Origin of the sequence: Alkanindiges illinoisensis DSM 15370 (assembly GCF_000619845.1) — a bacterium.
In the GTDB taxonomy this organism is placed as follows: Bacteria; Pseudomonadota; Gammaproteobacteria; order Pseudomonadales; family Moraxellaceae; genus Alkanindiges; species Alkanindiges illinoisensis.
Genome location: NZ_JHUX01000004.1, coordinates 295,190 through 312,765 on the forward strand (window position 1 = coordinate 295,190; position 17,576 = coordinate 312,765).

Annotated in this window: 19 protein-coding genes; 7 read left to right on the top strand and 12 right to left on the bottom strand. The window is 47.9% G+C overall.

Going from position 1 to position 17,576, the window contains the following annotated elements:
* The coding region (locus Q337_RS19425; protein ID WP_211253607.1) for a hypothetical protein at nt 1-382 on the top strand (382 nt) is incomplete at its 5' end.
* Between the two features lie 90 nt (nt 383-472).
* On the opposite strand, the gene Q337_RS0110250 is transcribed toward Q337_RS19425, so the two are convergent.
* A complete protein-coding gene (locus Q337_RS0110250) occupies nt 473-1,717 on the bottom strand; it encodes a TIGR03862 family flavoprotein (protein WP_051526779.1) in 1,245 nt (414 codons plus the stop codon).
* Between the two features lies 1 nt (nt 1,718).
* Entirely contained in the window at nt 1,719-2,345 is a 627-nt protein-coding gene (locus Q337_RS0110255; RefSeq protein WP_026471522.1) for a class I SAM-dependent methyltransferase, read from the bottom strand.
* Nucleotides 2,346-2,662: 317 nt separating this feature from the next.
* Between Q337_RS0110255 and Q337_RS0110260 the strand changes: the two genes are divergently transcribed.
* Complete coding sequence (locus Q337_RS0110260) at nt 2,663-2,857, top strand: DNA gyrase inhibitor YacG (RefSeq protein ID WP_034279888.1); 195 nt, start codon at nt 2,663-2,665, stop codon at nt 2,855-2,857.
* A gap of 180 nt (nt 2,858-3,037) precedes the next feature.
* Here the strand turns inward: Q337_RS0110260 and Q337_RS0110265 are convergent, their stop codons facing one another.
* The 6 genes from Q337_RS0110265 to Q337_RS17430 form a co-directional block, all read right to left on the bottom strand.
* On the bottom strand, nt 3,038-3,472 hold the full coding sequence (locus Q337_RS0110265) for a DUF4377 domain-containing protein (RefSeq protein WP_034280033.1): 435 nt from the start codon (nt 3,470-3,472) through the stop codon (nt 3,038-3,040).
* 143 nt (nt 3,473-3,615) lie between these two features.
* Entirely contained in the window at nt 3,616-4,260 is a 645-nt protein-coding gene (locus Q337_RS0110270) for an MBL fold metallo-hydrolase (RefSeq protein ID WP_026471525.1), read from the bottom strand.
* An 87-nt stretch (nt 4,261-4,347) separates the two neighbouring features.
* Nucleotides 4,348-5,475, bottom strand: a complete 1,128-nt coding sequence (gene hemH / locus Q337_RS17420) for a ferrochelatase (RefSeq protein ID WP_084494793.1) — start codon at nt 5,473-5,475, stop codon at nt 4,348-4,350.
* 130 nt (nt 5,476-5,605) lie between these two features.
* Complete coding sequence (locus tag Q337_RS0110285; RefSeq protein ID WP_026471526.1) at nt 5,606-6,610, bottom strand: DUF4062 domain-containing protein; 1,005 nt, start codon at nt 6,608-6,610, stop codon at nt 5,606-5,608.
* Between the two features lie 161 nt (nt 6,611-6,771).
* Nucleotides 6,772-7,713, bottom strand: coding sequence for a glutamate racemase (gene murI / locus Q337_RS17425; protein WP_051526782.1), 942 nt, complete (start codon nt 7,711-7,713; stop codon nt 6,772-6,774).
* Nucleotides 7,714-7,887: 174 nt separating this feature from the next.
* Nucleotides 7,888-8,535 carry a DUF1285 domain-containing protein gene (locus Q337_RS17430; protein ID WP_034279891.1) on the bottom strand — a complete coding sequence of 216 codons (648 nt, stop codon included), beginning with the start codon at nt 8,533-8,535 and terminating at the stop codon, nt 7,888-7,890.
* 201 nt (nt 8,536-8,736) lie between these two features.
* Between Q337_RS17430 and Q337_RS0110300 the strand changes: the two genes are divergently transcribed.
* Complete coding sequence (locus Q337_RS0110300; RefSeq protein WP_026471527.1) at nt 8,737-10,407, top strand: electron transfer flavoprotein-ubiquinone oxidoreductase; 1,671 nt, start codon at nt 8,737-8,739, stop codon at nt 10,405-10,407.
* 163 nt (nt 10,408-10,570) lie between these two features.
* A complete protein-coding gene (locus Q337_RS19340) occupies nt 10,571-11,149 on the top strand; it encodes a cold shock domain-containing protein (RefSeq protein WP_034279893.1) in 579 nt (192 codons plus the stop codon).
* 8 nt (nt 11,150-11,157) lie between these two features.
* On the opposite strand, the gene Q337_RS17435 is transcribed toward Q337_RS19340, so the two are convergent.
* The 3 genes from Q337_RS17435 to tusA all read right to left on the bottom strand — a co-directional run bounded on the left by Q337_RS17435 (nt 11,158) and on the right by tusA (nt 13,109).
* A complete protein-coding gene (locus Q337_RS17435; RefSeq protein ID WP_084494794.1) occupies nt 11,158-11,985 on the bottom strand; it encodes a phytanoyl-CoA dioxygenase family protein in 828 nt (275 codons plus the stop codon).
* 31 nt (nt 11,986-12,016) lie between these two features.
* Entirely contained in the window at nt 12,017-12,649 is a 633-nt protein-coding gene (locus Q337_RS0110315; protein ID WP_034279895.1) for a TetR/AcrR family transcriptional regulator, read from the bottom strand.
* A gap of 184 nt (nt 12,650-12,833) precedes the next feature.
* Nucleotides 12,834-13,109: a sulfurtransferase TusA gene (tusA, locus tag Q337_RS0110320; protein ID WP_051526783.1), complete on the bottom strand. Its 276-nt coding sequence runs from the start codon at nt 13,107-13,109 to the stop codon at nt 12,834-12,836.
* 198 nt (nt 13,110-13,307) lie between these two features.
* Here tusA and Q337_RS0110330 point away from each other — a divergent pair, with 198 nt between their 5' ends.
* From Q337_RS0110330 to Q337_RS0110340, 3 genes are read left to right on the top strand one after another with little or no spacing between them, the layout of a single operon-like run.
* Nucleotides 13,308-14,141 (top strand): CBS domain-containing protein, encoded by an 834-nt coding sequence (locus Q337_RS0110330; RefSeq protein ID WP_026471531.1) that lies wholly within the window; start codon nt 13,308-13,310, stop codon nt 14,139-14,141.
* Entirely contained in the window at nt 14,138-15,709 is a 1,572-nt protein-coding gene (lnt, locus tag Q337_RS0110335) for an apolipoprotein N-acyltransferase (RefSeq protein ID WP_026471532.1), read from the top strand. The genes Q337_RS0110330 and lnt overlap by 4 nt, the downstream gene beginning before the upstream one ends.
* Nucleotides 15,710-15,747: 38 nt before the next feature.
* Nucleotides 15,748-16,434 (top strand): glutathione S-transferase, encoded by a 687-nt coding sequence (locus Q337_RS0110340; protein ID WP_026471533.1) that lies wholly within the window; start codon nt 15,748-15,750, stop codon nt 16,432-16,434.
* A 3-nt stretch (nt 16,435-16,437) separates the two neighbouring features.
* Here Q337_RS0110340 and Q337_RS0110345 read toward each other — a convergent pair whose 3' ends face one another.
* A complete protein-coding gene (locus Q337_RS0110345) occupies nt 16,438-17,568 on the bottom strand; it encodes a CobW family GTP-binding protein (RefSeq protein WP_228133116.1) in 1,131 nt (376 codons plus the stop codon).
* Between the last annotated feature and the right edge of the window lie 8 nt (nt 17,569-17,576).

The following is a 17,576-nucleotide window of genomic DNA, read 5'->3' on the forward strand; positions in this document are numbered from 1 at the left end:
GGATACTGCGGATACTGCGGATACTGCGGATACTGCGGATACTGCGGATACTGCGGATACTGCGGATAAGCTATCTTCCGCTAATATTAATGCAAGTGGCTTAGCCTCAGCCAGTGCATCGGAAATTGCTGAAAGTAATGCCAATCACATTGCCGATAATCCTGCCGAATTCATTGATGAGAAAAATACATCAACAGCAGCGGATGAACCGGCAACAGGTGCAGAAGATCATATCCATGCCAGCACAGCGCCTGAACATGACACCGACAAGCATATACTTGATGGTCACGGTGCGGCTGATCCTGCAACAGATGCTACCCGCGATGGTGAACGCACTGAAAAAGTGGTAAGCAGCGAAAATCAGCCAGCCAATAAACCGTAATACAGGCTGTTGTCTTGGGCTTTATGACAACACAGCCCCATTAAAAAAAACGGCAGAAATTTATCGTTCTGCCGTTTTTTTAATTCATTTTTAAAGCTGTTCCTGAGCAAGCCAGTGCATCACGCCCTGTGCTGCCTGCTGCCCGGTTGCAAAACAGGCTGTGAGTAAATAGCCGCCGGTTGGTGCATCCCAGTCCAGCATTTCGCCGCAGCAAAATACACCCGTTTTGTGCTTGAGCATTAATTGGCCATCCAGTGCTTTACGGCTTACCCCACCAGCGGTACTAATGGCCTCATCAATAGGTCGAAACCCTTTAACCTGAACAGCTAAGCATTTTGTCATAGCTGCTACCTGTTGTGGATTTTGCCAGTCTGCCTTGGGCAATACTTCACGTAACAAAGCTGCCTTGGTTTGATCCAGTCCAGCCTTGCGCCAGATATTATTAAGCGATTGCTTGGCAACTGGCTTTAATTTTTGTGCCAGTACAGCCTCCTCCAGATCTGGCAATAGGTCCAGATAAATACAGGCAGATTTGTACTCATTAAACTGCTGACGCAATTCACGGCTCAAGCGGTAGATTAGTCCGCCTTCCAGCCCGTAATGACTAATGACGGCTTCGCCCTGATAAATCCTGATTTCCTGACTATTATCTGATTGTACCCAGGCCTTAATGCGCTTAAGAGGTTGTCCGGCCAGTGGCTGCATAAAGTCCGACCAGTTAACCTGCACCCCCACATTGGAGGGCTGCAACGGCACAATGTCTACATTCTGCACCTGCAATAACGGAATCCAAGCAGCATCACTGCCCAGCCTTGCCCAGCTTCCACCACCAGTGGCCAGAATCACAGCTTTTGCCTGAACAGTAATTGATTGATCCTGACGCAAAAATTCCAGTTGCTGATCTTGCCATCCTGTCCAGCGATGACGGTAAAAAAACTCTACCCCCAGTGTTTTTAACCGGTTTAACCAGGCACGCAATAAGGGTGCGGCTTTCATTTCTACCGGAAAAATCCGCCCGGAACTGCCAACATAGGATTTAATACCAAGACCCTGCATCCAGTCCTGAATCCAGCGTGCATCACACGCCGCCAGCATGGGTTTGAGCCAGTCTGGCTGGTCATAACGCTGCACAAACGCCTCAAAGGCTTCATTGTGGCTAATGTTAAGGCCAGTTTTCCCAGCCATCAAAAATTTGCGTGCTGCCGAAGGCTTTTGCTCATAGACCTGCACCGTATGCCCAGCCTGCGCCAGTACTTCTGCTGCCATCAGTCCGGCTGGCCCGGCACCCACAATGACTATCGGTAAGTCGCTTGATGAACAAGTATTTTCAGGCATATCAACAGCGCGCCATAGGACTGATATAACTATCAAAACGGGTTTGATACTGCGCAGGCTTGGTGATAATCAATTCTTCACATGGCTCGCCACGCGCCAGATATTTCACCTCAAAATGGGTACGTGCCGAATCAGGTGCAATGGCCTGCCGCACAAACGGCAATTTCCACATCTGCTCAAGCTGGCTAGCTGCTTCATCCAGATAGGCCGGGATATTGCTGGCAAGGGTAATGCGGGCATTATCCTGCAAGCGCGATAATAAAAATTCAAAAAATGGCATGTTCAGCCAGCGCTGCGCCGGGTTTTTCGGTTCTGGATTGGGATATAGCAGAAATAACTGCTCAACCGTTTGTGGCAATAAAGCATGCACCACCCACGGAATGGCATCGGCATGTACCGGATATAAATTTTCCAGATGGTGATCCTGCTGGCGTGCGGCAAACACCTTGAATTTTGCGCTGGTGCGTTCAACCGCCACCAAGATTTTGTCAGGGTTTTGCTCGGCAAACAAAATGGCATGCCGACCCATGCCTGCACCGATTTCCAGGCAAATGGCCTGACTAAACTGCGGCAGCACAAAATTGCGCGGCGCTTGCAGGTATTGGGGCTGAAATAAACGCGCAGACATGGTTAATTTCCTAAAACAGTTTAGCGGCAAATTTACTCACCACCCTCAATTCTTCCTAGACCTGCCCTATGGTGCTGTTCAGGTTTGTCTTGCTATAAACAGGCGCCAGATACATTGTATAGCTACGTTTTATAAGCATGTTGAACTTTAATATGGCAGCAAAACCTTGCAGTAGTGTAGTTGAACAAGGGCTTATCATTGCGCGAAGTCTAGCAAGACTTTGACAGGCGGTGGGAACATTGTACAGAACTCCACATTGCAAAAAAATCTCAAGCTTTTACACTAGTGTTTTCCATGACCAAAAACTTGTACGCATCATGTCCAAGCCTGTTACTTTTCCATGCCCACACTGCAAAAAACCATCCCTATGGCATGACAATCCCTCGCGGCCATTTTGCTCGGAACGCTGCAAACTGATTGACCTAGGGGCATGGGCCAATGAAGATTACAAGATTGCCAGCCCCACTGCACCTGAACATACAGAGCCCAAGGCTGATGATCTGAATGATTAATCCATAAAATATTTAAGATGCTGTTTTGCTGAGATATTATCGAATAAGTCCTGACAATAAAAAAACTCCTGTCATTGCCAACAGGAGTCATCACCGTATATATCAACTTACTGCATTTTTCTTAATAAATTTTTAACTGCTAGCTTTCTTAGCCTTCTTTAATTTTCAAAATAAATCTGGTTAATTAGCCAGAGGCGCAACGGATTTAGAAATAATCTGGTTGAGTACCCATTTGGTTTCCAGTTGGCCAGAAGCGGGATTTTGCATCACATCCTGTCTGACATCCAGAATATAGGAATAGCCAGGTTCAAAATTAAAGCCTTCAATATTGGTTTTGAGTGGATTAAAGTTGTTTTCATAACGGTTGCGATATTGCAGGCATTCAATCTGGCCACCGTTGATACTGTCACACAAGGCTTTACGCGGTGAAACTTCAATCAGGAAACTAGGAATAGGTTTTACCTTGACTGCTTTAACCTCGCCATTTTTAACCACTGGCGCCTTGGTATCTATCGCTTGATTGGTCTGGCAGCCGGTTAGGATTACAGTACTAGATGCCACAGCAGCCAGCACTAGTTGTTTGAACGACAGGTTTTTTAGCAGCAGGTGTTTCATCTCATTACTCCAGTCATATGACATTTTAAAAAATTTTAATAAACCTAGAGTAAAGGTTTTTTGATGAATTACCAGTAACTTACACAATTTTAAAAACGACAACATCTGTAAAAAAATATTTAATGACAAAATGTTACATGGTATTAGCCCGCACGGCCTGCCAAAAATGGATTTGTTCGTTTTTCCTGCCCAATCGTTCCCATCGGCCCATGACCGGCAATAAAACGGGTTTCATCCGGCAGACTAAACAGCTCACGCTGGATAGAGGCAATCAGTTGCGCATGGTTGCCACGCGGAAAATCAGTGCGGCCAATCGAACCTGCAAACAGCACATCGCCAGTCCATACCAGATTTAAATCCTTGCTATACAACACCACATGGCCTGGGGTATGGCCGGGCGTAAACCGTACTTCAATCGGATACTGGCCCAGATACAGGGTTTCATTTCCCGCTAGCCACTGATTGACTACCACAGGCTGCGGCACTGGAAAGCCAAACATCTTTGACTGCTGCTCCAGCGCATCCAGCCAGAACGCATCTTCTGCATGCGGGCCAATAACTGGCACCTGATAATACTGTGCCAGCTCACCCACTGCACCCGCATGATCCAGATGGCCGTGTGTTAGCCACAGGGCGACTAGTTTAAGCTGCAACTGTTCAATGGTTTGCTTGAGCCGCGCCACCTCCCCGCCTGCATCAATCAGCACAGCTTCGCGACTTTCATCATCCCACAGCAGGGTACAGTTTTGTGCAAAGGGCGTTACGGTCAGAATTTGATAGTGCAACATGGCTATCTTTGCTCTCTACAGGTCAATTTCTTAACAAAAAACAGTTTTAACAAGGTGCTGACTTAACAGCAACAGGGTTATGAGCGCTTACAAATTAGGACTAGAGGTTTGAGCAGCACAATGCACAGGCTCGCTGCCAGAGACAATCCCTGAATTCAGAAACCCTTCAATCAATGGCGCGGTAAGCGCTTCCATCATGTCCAGATGCAAGGGGTGGATATTAAGCGCTGGAATGTAATGATACGATTTGCCGCCCGCTTGCAGAAAAATATGCTGGTTTTCCAGTGCCAGCTCCTCCAGGGTTTCCAGGCAATCCGCAGAAAATGCCGGACTGATTACCTGAATATGCTGTACCCCCTCTGCCGCCCATTGCTGTAATAAATCACTGGTATACGGCTTGACCCATTCCTGCTTGCCAAAGCGGGACTGAAAGCTAATGGCCCACTGTGCATCATTCAGGCCTAGTGCCTGCGCTACCAGTCTGGCCGTGACGTGGCAGCGCTCGGGATAAGGATCGCCCTTATCGGCGTATGGCTTTGGAATGCCATGAAAAGACATCAGCAGTTTGTCTGGCTGGCCGTGCTCCTGCTGATAATCCCGTATAGTTTGCGCCAGTGCCTTAATCAATAGCGGGTGCTGGTAATAATCCTTGATAACGCATACCGATAGCATATCCCGCTGCTTTGAAGTCCATTGATTAACCGCATCAATTGCTGCCCCTGTGGAAGTGGCGGAGTATTGGGGAAACAACGGCAGCACAATCACATGCTCAATCCCGGCCTGCCTGATTTGATCCAGTGCACCGGAAGTACTGGGGGCACCATAACTCATGGCAGGTAATACCCGAACATCCACATGCGCAAAACGCTGCTGTAAGCGGTCGGCCAGCAAATCGACCTGCTGTTGCAGGATCAGCCGCATGGGTGAATCTCCATCCTGCCAGATGCTGGCATAGGCTTTTGCCACACGCTTGGGCCGAAATGGCAGCACAAACAAGTTCAGGATAATAGCCCACAGCAACCGGGAAATTTCAATCACACGCTGATCCGACAAAAACTGCTTTAAAAACTTGCGGACTGCGGCAGGCGTGGGCGCATCTGGTGTGCCCAGATTCATGAGCACAACAGCCACACGTGGCTTAGATACTGTAACGCTGGACGCTGTAGCGCTGGATAAAACAGAGGTTGAGAGTGCAGGCTTGGTAGAAACAGGCATGGACAGTATGAAATGTCAGGAATAAGTCATCTAAACTTAGCAAGGCTGCGCTAAAATTACAAAAGCTTTAATGGCAAATAATACAAAGTCTATTTAATTATAAAAATACTGGTCAGTTATAAATTTCTGGTTAAATGGCTTTTTTGCCCTGATTCATGGTCATTAAGGTTTTTTCAGCTTGCGGGGTCAGTTCCCAAAGCAAGCGCTGCCGGTTATCGCGCCCGGAAGGCACAATCCAGTTGTTGTGTTTGAGCTGCATCTTGATGGTATGCAAAGCCCGGATGTTAATCTGGCTACGGGCAGTGGCGTGTGCACGTGGCATCACTTCGCGCACGTCTCCCAGCGAGGTCTGGTTTAAAAACTCGTTAATGACGCGGGAAAAGTTTTCTTCAGGCGCTGCAGGACTAAACCCGGGGCCCAGCACTGCCAGTATTTCACCCCACTTCATTTTGCGCTGGGGACGCAGTTCCTTGAAATTGCCATCCTGATAGGCATGCACTTTATAATCAAAGGAAAACAGCTCATCCGGATGAACACGCGGAATCTGGATTGCTTCTTCACGAAACACATTATTTTTCAGTTCCAGCTGGGCAATTTTCTGGCGCAACTGGTCAACTTCTTCCTGGAGTTTCTGGGTATTTTGCGGACGAATCCAGCCGGCTGAAGGATAACGCTCAATCATTTGCGGCATGGCATGGCGCACTGCCATTTCCAGATCACGCATGTTGCGATAGCTTACCACCACATCGCGCTCACGCTGGAGCTGCTGGCGAAAATCACTGAACTTGGATTTCCCTTCGCCAGTTTTTTCCTGTAATTCTGGCGCACGGCTATCCGGCGCTTCATGCATCAGCACCAGAATTGGTTTTTGCTTGGTCACTGCATAAATGTACTCAAGGTGCATATAGCTAACACCAGACGCAGACAGGTCGCCGTAGCACCCGCCCAGCAGCAGCACAAAATAATCACAGTCATCAATCTGGCGGCGGGCAAATGCCGTGGTGAGCGGTGTACGCTGTTCCAGACCCCAAGAAAAAAAACCCTGACTGACAAGCGCCTGTGACAATACAACGCGTTCAGCTTGCATATCTACACCAGAGGTACAGATAAAAACATGATAGCGTTTGTCAATCATAACGACATCCTTGCTAAATCACCCATCAGTGCATACCGCGTTAGCATGTGATACTCATCACATTATACTGCAAGTTCATTGCAAAAATGGTCACTTTTATCCCAATAGCGGTATTTACAAGCAATTTATGCTTACTTCCTTAATGCTGGGCAGTCTACCGCTCAATTCTGCGCGACGCAACTGGCGGCCATGGATTCAATATCTGCCTGCTGCACTGAGATGAAAACAGGTGAAAACGATTTTATTAAACTGTTGAGTACCGGTTGCGCCATATTCGCATTTCCGGTCACATAGCATTGTAACTTAACTACTGGCTGCTTTGCACTTTCAATTTCAGTGCCAGCCGTCTGTATTTGTCCATTATTTAACCGCTGGGCAGTAAGTACCCGTCCGGTTTGCCGGGCAACTGCCAAACCGGAATCTACCAAAACAAACTGCTCACCAAATACCGCACGGATGCTGTTTTTTAAAAACGGATAATGGGTGCAGCCCAATACCAGATGATCTGCCCCGGCTTGTTGTAATGGCCGCAAAATCCGCTCCAATTCCTGCTGGCAGGCCTTGCTATCCTGCTGGCCCTGCTCAACAAACGGCACCAGTGCCGGACTTATTGCTGTCAAGACCTGTACCTGTGCAGGCACCGCAACCTCAGCAATCACATCCTTGAGCAGACTACCACGCAGGGTTCCCGGCGTTGCCAGCACACCTACTACCTTTGAGCGACTTTTTAGCACGGCAGGCTTAACCGCTGGTACCAGCCCAATAATCGGAAAACCCGGCCCATAGTGTTCACGCAATGGCGTCAGGCTAAAAGCAGAAGCAGTATTGCAGGCAATCACCACCGCCTTGCAGCCCTGCGCATGCAACCATTGCACCGCCTGTGTGGTGAGCTGGCAGATTTCATCATCACTGCGCTCGCCATACGGCACATGCTTGGTATCGGCCAGATAAATAATGGATTCCTGCGGCAAATAAGCCTGTAACTCCTGCACAATCGACAAACCGCCCATACCAGAATCGAACACACCAATGGGAGCTGAGCTGAGCTGTAACGGATTGACAGCAACGGCAGGAGATGAAAAATCGGTAAGCGTAGACTTCATAGGCGCAGCATTTGCACGTTAAGGAAACTGGACACAAGCCAGCAATTGATCAGGACTATTTTGTTTGGCAAGTCACTGAATACTTGGACGGTTTGCTTTAATCTCCTCTTAAATCAAGATCAAAGCTGTACCAAAGATCCGGCTACTAACCCGTCAGGCCATTAAGCATTTGCGCTATTCTGCCAGCGCCTCACTATTTAAGCAAAACTCAAAATCACCGCTGCTGAATTTTACAACAGTCTGGCCATCCTGTTCCAGAAACTCACCTTCATTCAGCAAATGATAAAAAGCATTGCGATGAATCAGGGCATCCAGATTCCAGCGTACATTAATATAGGGCCGGATTTCGCCCGCATATTCGCGCATGAATACCGGATGCTGTTCATCAATCACCACGACATCATCAGTCTGAGTAATGCAGGTTAGATATTGCTTGCCATCGGTACAGACTTTTTCAATGCGGTTGACTAGCAAAGGTGCGTCTTCTACCTCAATCAGCAGCTTTTCAACCGGGGTTTTCAGGTAATACTGGCCGTCATCTTCACGCCACAATACGGTAGAAAATAGCCGGATTAGCCGTTCCCGATTGATTTTTGAACCCTCATGCCACCATTCGCCGTTGGCCCTGACTGTCAAGTTCATACTTCCACAGACCTGTGGATTCCAGCGCTCCAGTGGCGGAATGGCACGTTTGGACTGACCCTCATAGTCTTTCAGTAAAGCCGCGATTTTGCTAAGGCTGGCACCCGCTGAAACTATGTCGGACGCTGAAGCTATTGACGGGCTTTCAGGCTGATTTTTGGGTAGGTTTTCTTCATTCATTGTCTAATATGTCCAAGTTGACACCAAATAATCAACGTATTGCCAATTGGCTTAAACCTGTGAATAACTTTATACTATAGGATAATGCTTAAGACACTCCTTTTTTGTGTCTCACTGTACTCATGGCAGCACCGGACAATGCTTGGCAAATTGCCTTGAAGCATCTTACGGTTGCCACCCTTATCATATGAGGAGTCCTTCATGGAACACATCGAACGCGAAGCGATGGAGTTTGACGTGGTCATCGTTGGTGCAGGACCTGCTGGTCTTGCTGCCGCTATTCGCCTGCGCCAATTGGCAATTGAAAAAGACATGCCTGAACTATCGGTTTGTGTGGTAGAGAAAGGTTCCGAAGTGGGCGCTCACATTTTATCGGGTGCAGTGCTGGAACCGCGCGCAATGAATGAGCTGTTCCCGGACTGGAAAGAACAGGGCGCGCCGCTGAATGTACCAGTAACCGAAGACAAAACCTATTTCCTGCTGTCAGATGAAAAAAGCGTGGAAATGCCGCATTTCTTCGTGCCAAAAACCATGCACAACCCAGGCAACTATGTCGTGAGCCTTGGCAACGTGGTGCGCTGGCTGGGCCAGAAAGCCGAAGAAATGGAAGTGTCCATTTTCCCGGGCTTTGCTGCGGCTGACGTGCTGTACCATGAAGATGGCAGTGTGCGTGGCGTGGTAACTGGTGACATGGGGATTGGCAAGGATGGTCAGCCAACCCATAACTTTGCACCGGGCTATGAGTTGCTGGCCAAATACACTATTTTTGCTGAAGGCTGCCGTGGTCACTTAGGCAAGCGCCTGATGAGCCGGTTTGATTTGTGCAAGGATTCTGATCCGCAGCATTACGGTATTGGCATTAAAGAACTGTGGGATATTGATCCTGCCAAGCACAAGCCAGGTCTGGTAATGCACGGTGCAGGCTGGCCATTGACCGAAACTGGTTCCAGTGGCGGCTGGTGGTTGTATCATGCTGAAAACAATCAGGTGACACTGGGCATGATCATGGATCTGTCCTATAAAAACCCGCATGCCTATCCGTTTGAAGAAATGCAGCGCTGGAAACATCACCCTGTAATCAAGCAATATCTGGAAGGCGGCAAGCGTGTTTCCTACGGTGCGCGTGCCGTAGTCAAAGGTGGCTTGAATGCCCTGCCTAAACTGACCTTTCCGGGCGGCTGCCTGATTGGTGATGATGCAGGTTTCCTGAACTTTGCCAAAATTAAAGGCTCACACACCGCCATGAAATCCGGCATGCTGTGCGCCGAAGCAGTGTTTGAAGCCTTGGCAGCAGGTCGTTCTGGTGATGAAGTCACTGCCTACACCGACAAGTTCAACAATAGCTGGTTACGTGAAGAGCTGTTCAAGTCCCGTAACTTTGGTGCGGCCATGCACAAGTTTGGTACCTTTGTGGGTGGCGGCTTTAACTTTATTGACCAGAATATTTTCCGCATTCCGTTCACCCTGCGTGACCTGATGCCGGACTATAAGTCTTTGCAAACTGTTCAGGAAAATAACCACAAGCCCAACTATCCAAAGCCTGATGGTAAAATCAGCTTTGACCGCTTGTCGTCTGTATTTATTTCCAACACCGTGCATGAAGAAAATCAGCCAGCGCACCTGAAACTGACTGATCCGAATATTCCGGTTGAAGTGAACCTGCCGAAATGGGCTGAGCCTGCACAGCGCTATTGCCCGGCTGGCGTGTATGAAATTGTGAACGATGGCGGTGCGAATAAAGACCAGCCACGCTTCCAGATTAACGCGGCCAACTGTGTACACTGCAAAACCTGTGATATTAAAGACCCATCACAAAACATCACCTGGGTAACTCCAGAAGGTGGTGGCGGTCCTAATTATCCCAACATGTAGGATTGTTCTTGCGGTACGGCAAAGCAATGCTTTGCTAGTCGTACCTCATATCCAAATATGTAATTCGGATATGAAAAAGGCCTCAACAATGGTTGGGGCTTTTTATAATGAGATAATACGTTAATTTTAAAGTGGTATTTTCTTAAATATTTTTGAGAGAAACATGGTGCGTCAGCAAGGCATATTAAAACAATGGAACCCTGAAAAGGGCTTTGGTTTCATTCGCCCTGATGACGGCGGCAAAGATATCTTTATTCATATTAGTGCATTCCCAAAAGATGGAGTTACCCCACGAATTGGCGAAAAAATTCGCTATGAAGTCAGTGTAGATCATCAGGGAAAACCAAAAGCAGCATGTATTGAGAGACTTGATGTTACCCCCATAACGAACCGAGCAACAATTAGAAAAAATTACAATAAAAACAAAAGATTAAAAACCAATTTTTTATCGGGCATTGTGTCACTACTGATTGGAATACTTGTGGTTCTTGGCATTGTTTATACTATTTACAGCCAATATCAGCGCAGTCAATTGGCCAAGCAGCCCGTGACATCACCTTCAGTCTCTACCCCAGTTGAAGTTACTCATATACCTTCGTCCACATCTCAATTTAGCTGTGATGGTCGGCAGCATTGCAGTCAAATGCATTCGTACGAAGAAGCAGTCTTTTTTATTAATCACTGTCCGGGTACAAAGATGGATGGCGATAATGATGGTGAACCTTGTGAAGGTCAGTTTTAATCAGCTTTCTATTCCAACTTCGCCGCTTCTATAAACCAGTCCTTATTTTCAATTTGTGCCAGCTCGTCAGTAGTCGGCTGTACTGCGCTATCCCGAAAGCCCTGAATGAGTGGATGCGGTGTGCCAATGCAAATATCCAGTGCCAGTCGCTCGGCGTTAAAATCATAGCGTCCGCGATGAATCATTTGGGCATTAAACACCAGCACATCACCCTGCTTTAAGGTAATGAGCTGGCTGTGTGGTAAATCATCGTGCTGCTGGTAGCCATCTTTGGCAAAACGGACCTTGCTTTCGAGGCCTGAATCCCACTGCTGATGGCTATGCGGAATCAGCTCAATCCCGGTTTCATCCCGTAGTGGAATACGTACATGCAGTGAAGTCAGTTCAGAATGTGCCTGCTGTTGCTGCACCTCAGGAATGGGGCTGTATTGCAGGTCACGGTGCCAGTAGTTGTGTTTTTGTGGATCAGCAGGGTTAAAAAATAGCTGGGTATTGTGAAAATACAACCCTTCGCCAAACACTGCTTTTAAAGTATCAACCAAAACCTTGCAGGACAATTCCTGAAAAAATGTCAGTCGCTGTTCAGGCTGTCCTGCAAAATACTTGGGCAATGTGAGTGAATGCATATTTACCAGTTGATCAAAATCCGGATTAGGTTGGTTTTGTTCCAGCCATTGCGTATAAATGGGTTCAACACTTTGGTAAAGCTGGCTAATTTGCAGTGAAGTCAACAGTTGCGGCAACACTAGATAGCCATGTTGCTGGTAATGGTGCTGCTGGTAAGCGTGTTGATCATACTGGCACCGGGAGTGAACGGGTTGCAGGGCTTTATCCATGCTGTGCTCCGAGCTGCTGCGCTTGCCTGCCCTAGTTTTGCTGTTCTGTATTTTTGGTACTTTCAGCTAGCTCGGCATTGACATAGCTGACAATCATGCGGGTCACGCCCTTGATCATGTCATCAAAGCTGATATTGGGATTAGGCATTATCAGGTGACGGATAATTGGAAAAATCCCGCTATTGATGCAAATGTAGGCCATTGCCGGAATATTCGGTACGCGCAGATATTTGGGATTGTTCATCACATAACGCATAATCAGTTCCATCAGGCCCTGTTCCATCTTGTCCACGTATTGCTCATATTCCAGCGCGCCCACATAACGCACGCATTTCAGGTAACGCTCATTATCACGCTTGAGCAAATTACTGAACTCATAAAACATGATTTCAAGCGCCTGTTCCAGCTCCACCTGAACCAGCAATGGGGCAACATTTTTGAGCATCATCAGCACTTCATCAGTGAAATGCCGACCCATGGCTGCATAAATTGCTTCCTTGTTCCTGAAGTATTCATACAGTGAACCGACGCTAATTCCAGCAATTTCAGCAATATGCCTCGTGGTCGTGCCTTCCATGCCGCGCTCCACCATGCAAATGAATCCTGCTTCAATAATGGCATCAACAGTGATTTTGGCACGAGTTTGCTGTGGCTTTCTGACCATAAAACACCCCAATTGAATCCGAACACATGATCGGATTATAGTGGATGAACCATGACAGCAGGTCAATTGCCTATCTGCCCAGCCCAGTAAAAACCAGCCTTTATTTACAAACTTTATTGATAAATCATGTGGTTTATTCAGGCGTATATATTGCTAACAGTATAATCCGGTAAAGCTGTAGCCTTTATTTTTTCTTGATATCAAACAGATACTGCGTTTTTCCGTTATTGTCCTGCTGGTGCTGGCCAAGCAGTTCATGCCCCAGATGCAGGCAAAACTTGGGAATATCACGCGTGGTTGAAGGATCAGTTGCCACCACATGAATGATCTGGCCAGACTGGCTTTTGCGAATGGCCTGATGCAGCATCATGACAGGTTCAGGACAGTTTAGGCCGCTAGTGTCAAGATGAACGCTATCCAGCGTTAGGTTGTCGGCAGGGTTTGAAGAATTTTCAGGCATGATCAATTTGGCAGGTTCAGTTTGACAGGTTAAACATGCCTCACATCATAGCATTAACCGCTTGTAAATTTCCGTGCGGTTACAGCAAGCTTAATGATGCAAAAAGCCTGTTTTTTAGGCAAGAAGTTTTAATGCAAGAAGCGGCGAGCTCGGCTATGATAGCCCTATCCTTTTTTGTTTTTGACTTGAGATTTAAAAATGCGTGAGGAACCAGGCCCGTCGTGGACAATGCGTGGCCTTAAAAAATGGTTATCAACTGCACCAGAAACCCGTGATGAGCTAATGAAGCTGGTGCATGATTCACGAAAATTTTTAGAACCCGATACCGTCGATATGCTGGAAGGCGTTCTGGATTTGCCTGCAACCCAGATCCGCGAAATTATGACGCCACGCCCTGCCATTGTCAGCCTGGTTGAAGACGATGCCCTGCTGGATATTTTGCCGGTATTGATTGAATCGGCGCATTCCCGTTTTCCGGTTTTTTCTGCCAGTGAACAGGACACCGTGGTTGGCATTTTGCTGGCCAAGGACTTGCTGCCAGTGCTGGGTCAAAGCAACCAGCTCATTGATGTAAAAAGCCTGATGCGCCAGCCAGTGTTTGTGCCGGAAACTGCGCGTTCCGATCAGGTGCTGCGCATGCTCAAGCACACGCAAACGCATATTGCCATTGTAGTGGATGAATACGGGACAACATCTGGCATCGTCACGCTGGAAGACCTGCTGGAAGAAATTGTGGGTGAAATTGAAGACGAACATGATGTCGATGATCCACTGGCCGAATATATCGTGCCAGACCATGAAGTCTCTGGTGCCTGGCTGGTACAGGCTCTAACCCCGATTGAGCATTTTAATGATGTGTTAAGTGCGGAATTTTCCACTGAAGAGGTGGAAACCATTGGCGGCCTGCTGTTGCAGGAAATTGGTCGTGTGAGCGATCTGGAAGGCCAGGTGGTCAATCTGAATGAGTGGACGTTTAAGATTTTGCAGGCGGATGCCCGCAGCATCATTCTGGTTAGAGCTGTAAAAGCATGAGAAATGTATTTGCACGCTTGAATAAAAAAAACAGCAAATCCCGCAAAAACGCCAATGACCCCAAACTGCCGTTAATTAGTGCCATGATTTTTGCGCTGCTGGCTGGAGCCATGCTACCGCTATCGCTATCGCCCTATGAATGGTGGTGGTTTGCGCTGATTTCTCCCGCCATTTTTTATGTGTTGCTCAATAACCGTAGCACCAAACAGGCCTTCTGGATTGGTCAAAGCTATGGTTTTGGTCTATGGACGGTAGGTGGATTCTGGCTATACACCTCAATTCATGTGTACGGCGACACACCGATGCCGCTAGCCCTTGGCATGATTGCTTTTGTTGGCATAGGCATGGGTCTGTTTAATGCAATTCAGACCGCACTATACCGACGTTTTTTTGGCCATAGTCCGCTCACCTTTGCCCCGCTGTGGGTGTTTGCCGAATGGACCAAGACCTGGATTTTTACCGGTTTCCCGTGGCTATTTGCCGGGTATGCGTTTACCACTTATCGGCTGGATAATTTTGCCCCGCTGGCTGGCATTTATGCTGTATCGTTTGTGGTGATTTTTATTGCTGCCAGTCTGGTGGAAATTGCCAAAGGCCGTCTGTTCTGGGCCTTGCCATCCCTTTTACTGATAGCAATTGCCGTTGGTTTGGGACAAGTGCAATGGACCAGCCCCAAAAAATCCGCGCCGCTAACGGTGTCATTAATTCAGGGCAATATTCCACAAGATTTAAAATGGCTCACTGAATATCAGGGCGAAACACTGGCCATTTATGCCACCTTAAGCCAAAAGGAATGGGGACGTGATCTGGTGGTGTGGCCGGAATCCTCCATTCCTTTGTTTCAGGCCGATGTGCAACCATTTATTGATGCCGTGGCAAAGCATGCGGCGCAGTCCAATTCCGCGTGGGTGACTGGTATTCCCTATGCCGAATTAAATACCTATAACCCGGCCACCAACAGCTACGATGAGTTTTATAATGCCATTATGGCGGCTGGCAAGGACTCGCATGGCTTGTATAAAAAGCAGCGACTGGTGCCATTTGGTGAATATGTGCCATTATCAGGCACCCTAAAATGGGTACTGCCCTCGCTTAAAAATGACGTGAGCATGACCAGCTTTAGCGCAGGTGGCAGCAACCAAAAGCCATTAAATGTGAAAGGACATCGTCTGGCTGCTGCGATTTGCTATGAAGTGGCCTATCCCAACCTGACCCGCAACAATGCACAGCGCAGTGATTTTCTGGTGACACTGTCCAATGATGCCTGGTTTACGGGTACTGATGGCCCGTGGCAACACCTGCAAATGGTACAAATGCGCGCCAAGGAAAATGGCCGCTGGTTTATCCGTGCTACCAATACGGGCGTAACAGCCTTTATCAATCCACAAGGCCACATTGAACGTATGCTCAAGCAGGATGTGCGTGGGGTATTACGCGGTGACTTGCCAGCCATGCAGGGCAGTACCCCTTACATGCGTTTTGGCGACTGGCCGATTTTAATTATTAGTGGTCTGCTGTTACTGCTGGGTGGTTGGGTGAAGCGCAGTAGTTCGCCACGACGACGCTAATTTGCCACCCAGCGCAGAACCCAAAATAGGACAACACCATGATTACCCTGCATCACTTGAATAACTCACGCTCGCAAAGAATCTTGTGGCTGATGGAAGAACTGGAGATTCCCTACCAGATCAAGTTTTACCAGCGTGATGCCAAAACCATGCTGGCACCGCCAGAACTGAAAGCTGTACATCCGCTAGGCAAATCACCTGTGATTACCGATGATGGCAATCCCATGGGAAATATCACCTTGGCAGAATCCGCGGTCATTATTGATTATCTGGTAAAAACTTACGGAAATGGCCGTCTAATGCCTGCCGACAATACCCCGGAACGCATCCGTTATGATTACTGGATGCATTATGCAGAAGGTTCTGCCATGCCACCGCTGGTAATGAAACTGATTTTTAACCAGATTCCCAAGCAGAAAATGCCATTTTTTGCACGGCCGATTGCCCGCAAGATTACTGAGCGGGTGCTGGGTGCCTATATTGATCCGCAATTAAAGCTGCATCTGGATTATTTAAGCAGTGAACTGCAACCATCCGGTTGGTTTGTGGGCGATACGTTTTCAGCAGCAGATATCCAGCTTAGTTTTCCACTGGAAGCGGCGTCCCAGCGCACTAGCCTTAAGCAGCAATACCCTAAGCTGGTGGATTTCCTGAAGCGGATTCATGCACGGCCAGCCTACCAGCGTGCCCTGCAAAAAGGCGGCGCCTATGCCTATGCTGAATAAGCACTAAGGCATCAACTGCTCAACCTGTGGTGAGCGCAGGCAGGCCAGCAACTTGCGTTCAAAGGCCTGCCAGTCCGTGGTATTGCTTGATTTTTCTGTGCTATTTTCAGTGGTAACAATAATTTCCAGCCGGTTATCACTAAGCCCATCATGGCTATGATAATTCAACTGAGTTGGGCTAAAATTAATGGCAATCCAGCCTTGCTCGGTATGCATTACGCCTTTGATACGTAACCAGTTGCTGGCGGTTAGCAGGCAGTCAATGAGAGCTTTTTGCTCAAATTGCCATACGGCAGGTAAACACCAACCTGCCACCTCATGGCCTATGGCCTGCTCTACATAATGAAATGGCGGTTCCAGCGTACTGGTACTGGAATCTGCTGGCTGCTCGGTTAATTCAAGCGAATTCTGGTCAATAGACTTCTGGCCAAAAGACTTATGACCAACAATAACTGGATTCAGCAAAGGCCGTCGTTGTATAGAGTGATGTGCAGGGCGATAGTTAATATATTGAAAGTCCAGCCTGCCCTGCTCAATCAGATAAACCTGCTGCTCAAACTTGGGATATTGCGCAATGAGCTGCTGTATGGCTTGTTCATGCGCTGACTGCATCTCATCTGCGTGTGAAACCAGCAAAATGTCTGACACTTCCAGCTGACTGAGCAAGATACTGTGCTGGCGATAGCGCGCGTCCAGCAACATGGCTGCACTAACCACACATACCACAGCCTGTAATTGCAGGCTGGTTTGCCAGTGCGCCTGACTCAACTGGTAAATCAATTGATCAGCATGCGCCAAACCCGTGGGCTCGATAAACAGGCGATCCGGCTTGGTTTGCTGCAATAGCCGGGACAGCGCCACCTGCATCGGCAGTTGGCTGGTACAGCACAGGCAACCGCCGATCACTTCCTTAATGGCAATTCCATCCTGCTGGCGAATTAACGCCTGATCCACACCAATTTTGCCAAATTCATTAATGAGCACTGCCCAGGTTTCACCTACTGGCTTTTGTGCCAGCAATCCATTCAGCACTGTGGTTTTTCCAGCGCCTAAAAAACCGGTAATGATATGGGTTGGTACGGCTTGAATAGAGCTTGCCTGCACAATCGGCTTTAGCATGGCATTGATCATCATTAAATCAC

Bases quoted from the DNA above. Each gene is read 5' to 3' on its own strand.
- Q337_RS0110250 (WP_051526779.1), bottom strand. From the start codon at position 1,717: ATGCCTGAAAATACTTGTTCATCAAGCGACTTACCGATAGTCATTGTG.
- Q337_RS0110255 (WP_026471522.1), bottom strand. From the start codon at position 2,345: ATGTCTGCGCGTTTATTTCAGCCCCAATACCTGCAAGCGCCGCGCAAT.
- Q337_RS0110260 (WP_034279888.1), top strand. From the start codon at position 2,663: ATGTCCAAGCCTGTTACTTTTCCATGCCCACACTGCAAAAAACCATCC.
- Q337_RS0110265 (WP_034280033.1), bottom strand. From the start codon at position 3,472: ATGAAACACCTGCTGCTAAAAAACCTGTCGTTCAAACAACTAGTGCTG.
- Q337_RS0110270 (WP_026471525.1), bottom strand. From the start codon at position 4,260: ATGTTGCACTATCAAATTCTGACCGTAACGCCCTTTGCACAAAACTGT.
- hemH (WP_084494793.1), bottom strand. From the start codon at position 5,475: ATGCCTGTTTCTACCAAGCCTGCACTCTCAACCTCTGTTTTATCCAGC.
- Q337_RS0110285 (WP_026471526.1), bottom strand. From the start codon at position 6,610: ATGATTGACAAACGCTATCATGTTTTTATCTGTACCTCTGGTGTAGAT.
- murI (WP_051526782.1), bottom strand. From the start codon at position 7,713: ATGAAGTCTACGCTTACCGATTTTTCATCTCCTGCCGTTGCTGTCAAT.
- Q337_RS17430 (WP_034279891.1), bottom strand. From the start codon at position 8,535: ATGAATGAAGAAAACCTACCCAAAAATCAGCCTGAAAGCCCGTCAATA.
- Q337_RS0110300 (WP_026471527.1), top strand. From the start codon at position 8,737: ATGGAACACATCGAACGCGAAGCGATGGAGTTTGACGTGGTCATCGTT.
- Q337_RS19340 (WP_034279893.1), top strand. From the start codon at position 10,571: ATGGTGCGTCAGCAAGGCATATTAAAACAATGGAACCCTGAAAAGGGC.
- Q337_RS17435 (WP_084494794.1), bottom strand. From the start codon at position 11,985: ATGGATAAAGCCCTGCAACCCGTTCACTCCCGGTGCCAGTATGATCAA.
- Q337_RS0110315 (WP_034279895.1), bottom strand. From the start codon at position 12,649: ATGGTCAGAAAGCCACAGCAAACTCGTGCCAAAATCACTGTTGATGCC.
- tusA (WP_051526783.1), bottom strand. From the start codon at position 13,109: ATGCCTGAAAATTCTTCAAACCCTGCCGACAACCTAACGCTGGATAGC.
- Q337_RS0110330 (WP_026471531.1), top strand. From the start codon at position 13,308: ATGCGTGAGGAACCAGGCCCGTCGTGGACAATGCGTGGCCTTAAAAAA.
- lnt (WP_026471532.1), top strand. From the start codon at position 14,138: ATGAGAAATGTATTTGCACGCTTGAATAAAAAAAACAGCAAATCCCGC.
- Q337_RS0110340 (WP_026471533.1), top strand. From the start codon at position 15,748: ATGATTACCCTGCATCACTTGAATAACTCACGCTCGCAAAGAATCTTG.
- Q337_RS0110345 (WP_228133116.1), bottom strand. From the start codon at position 17,568: ATGATGATCAATGCCATGCTAAAGCCGATTGTGCAGGCAAGCTCTATT.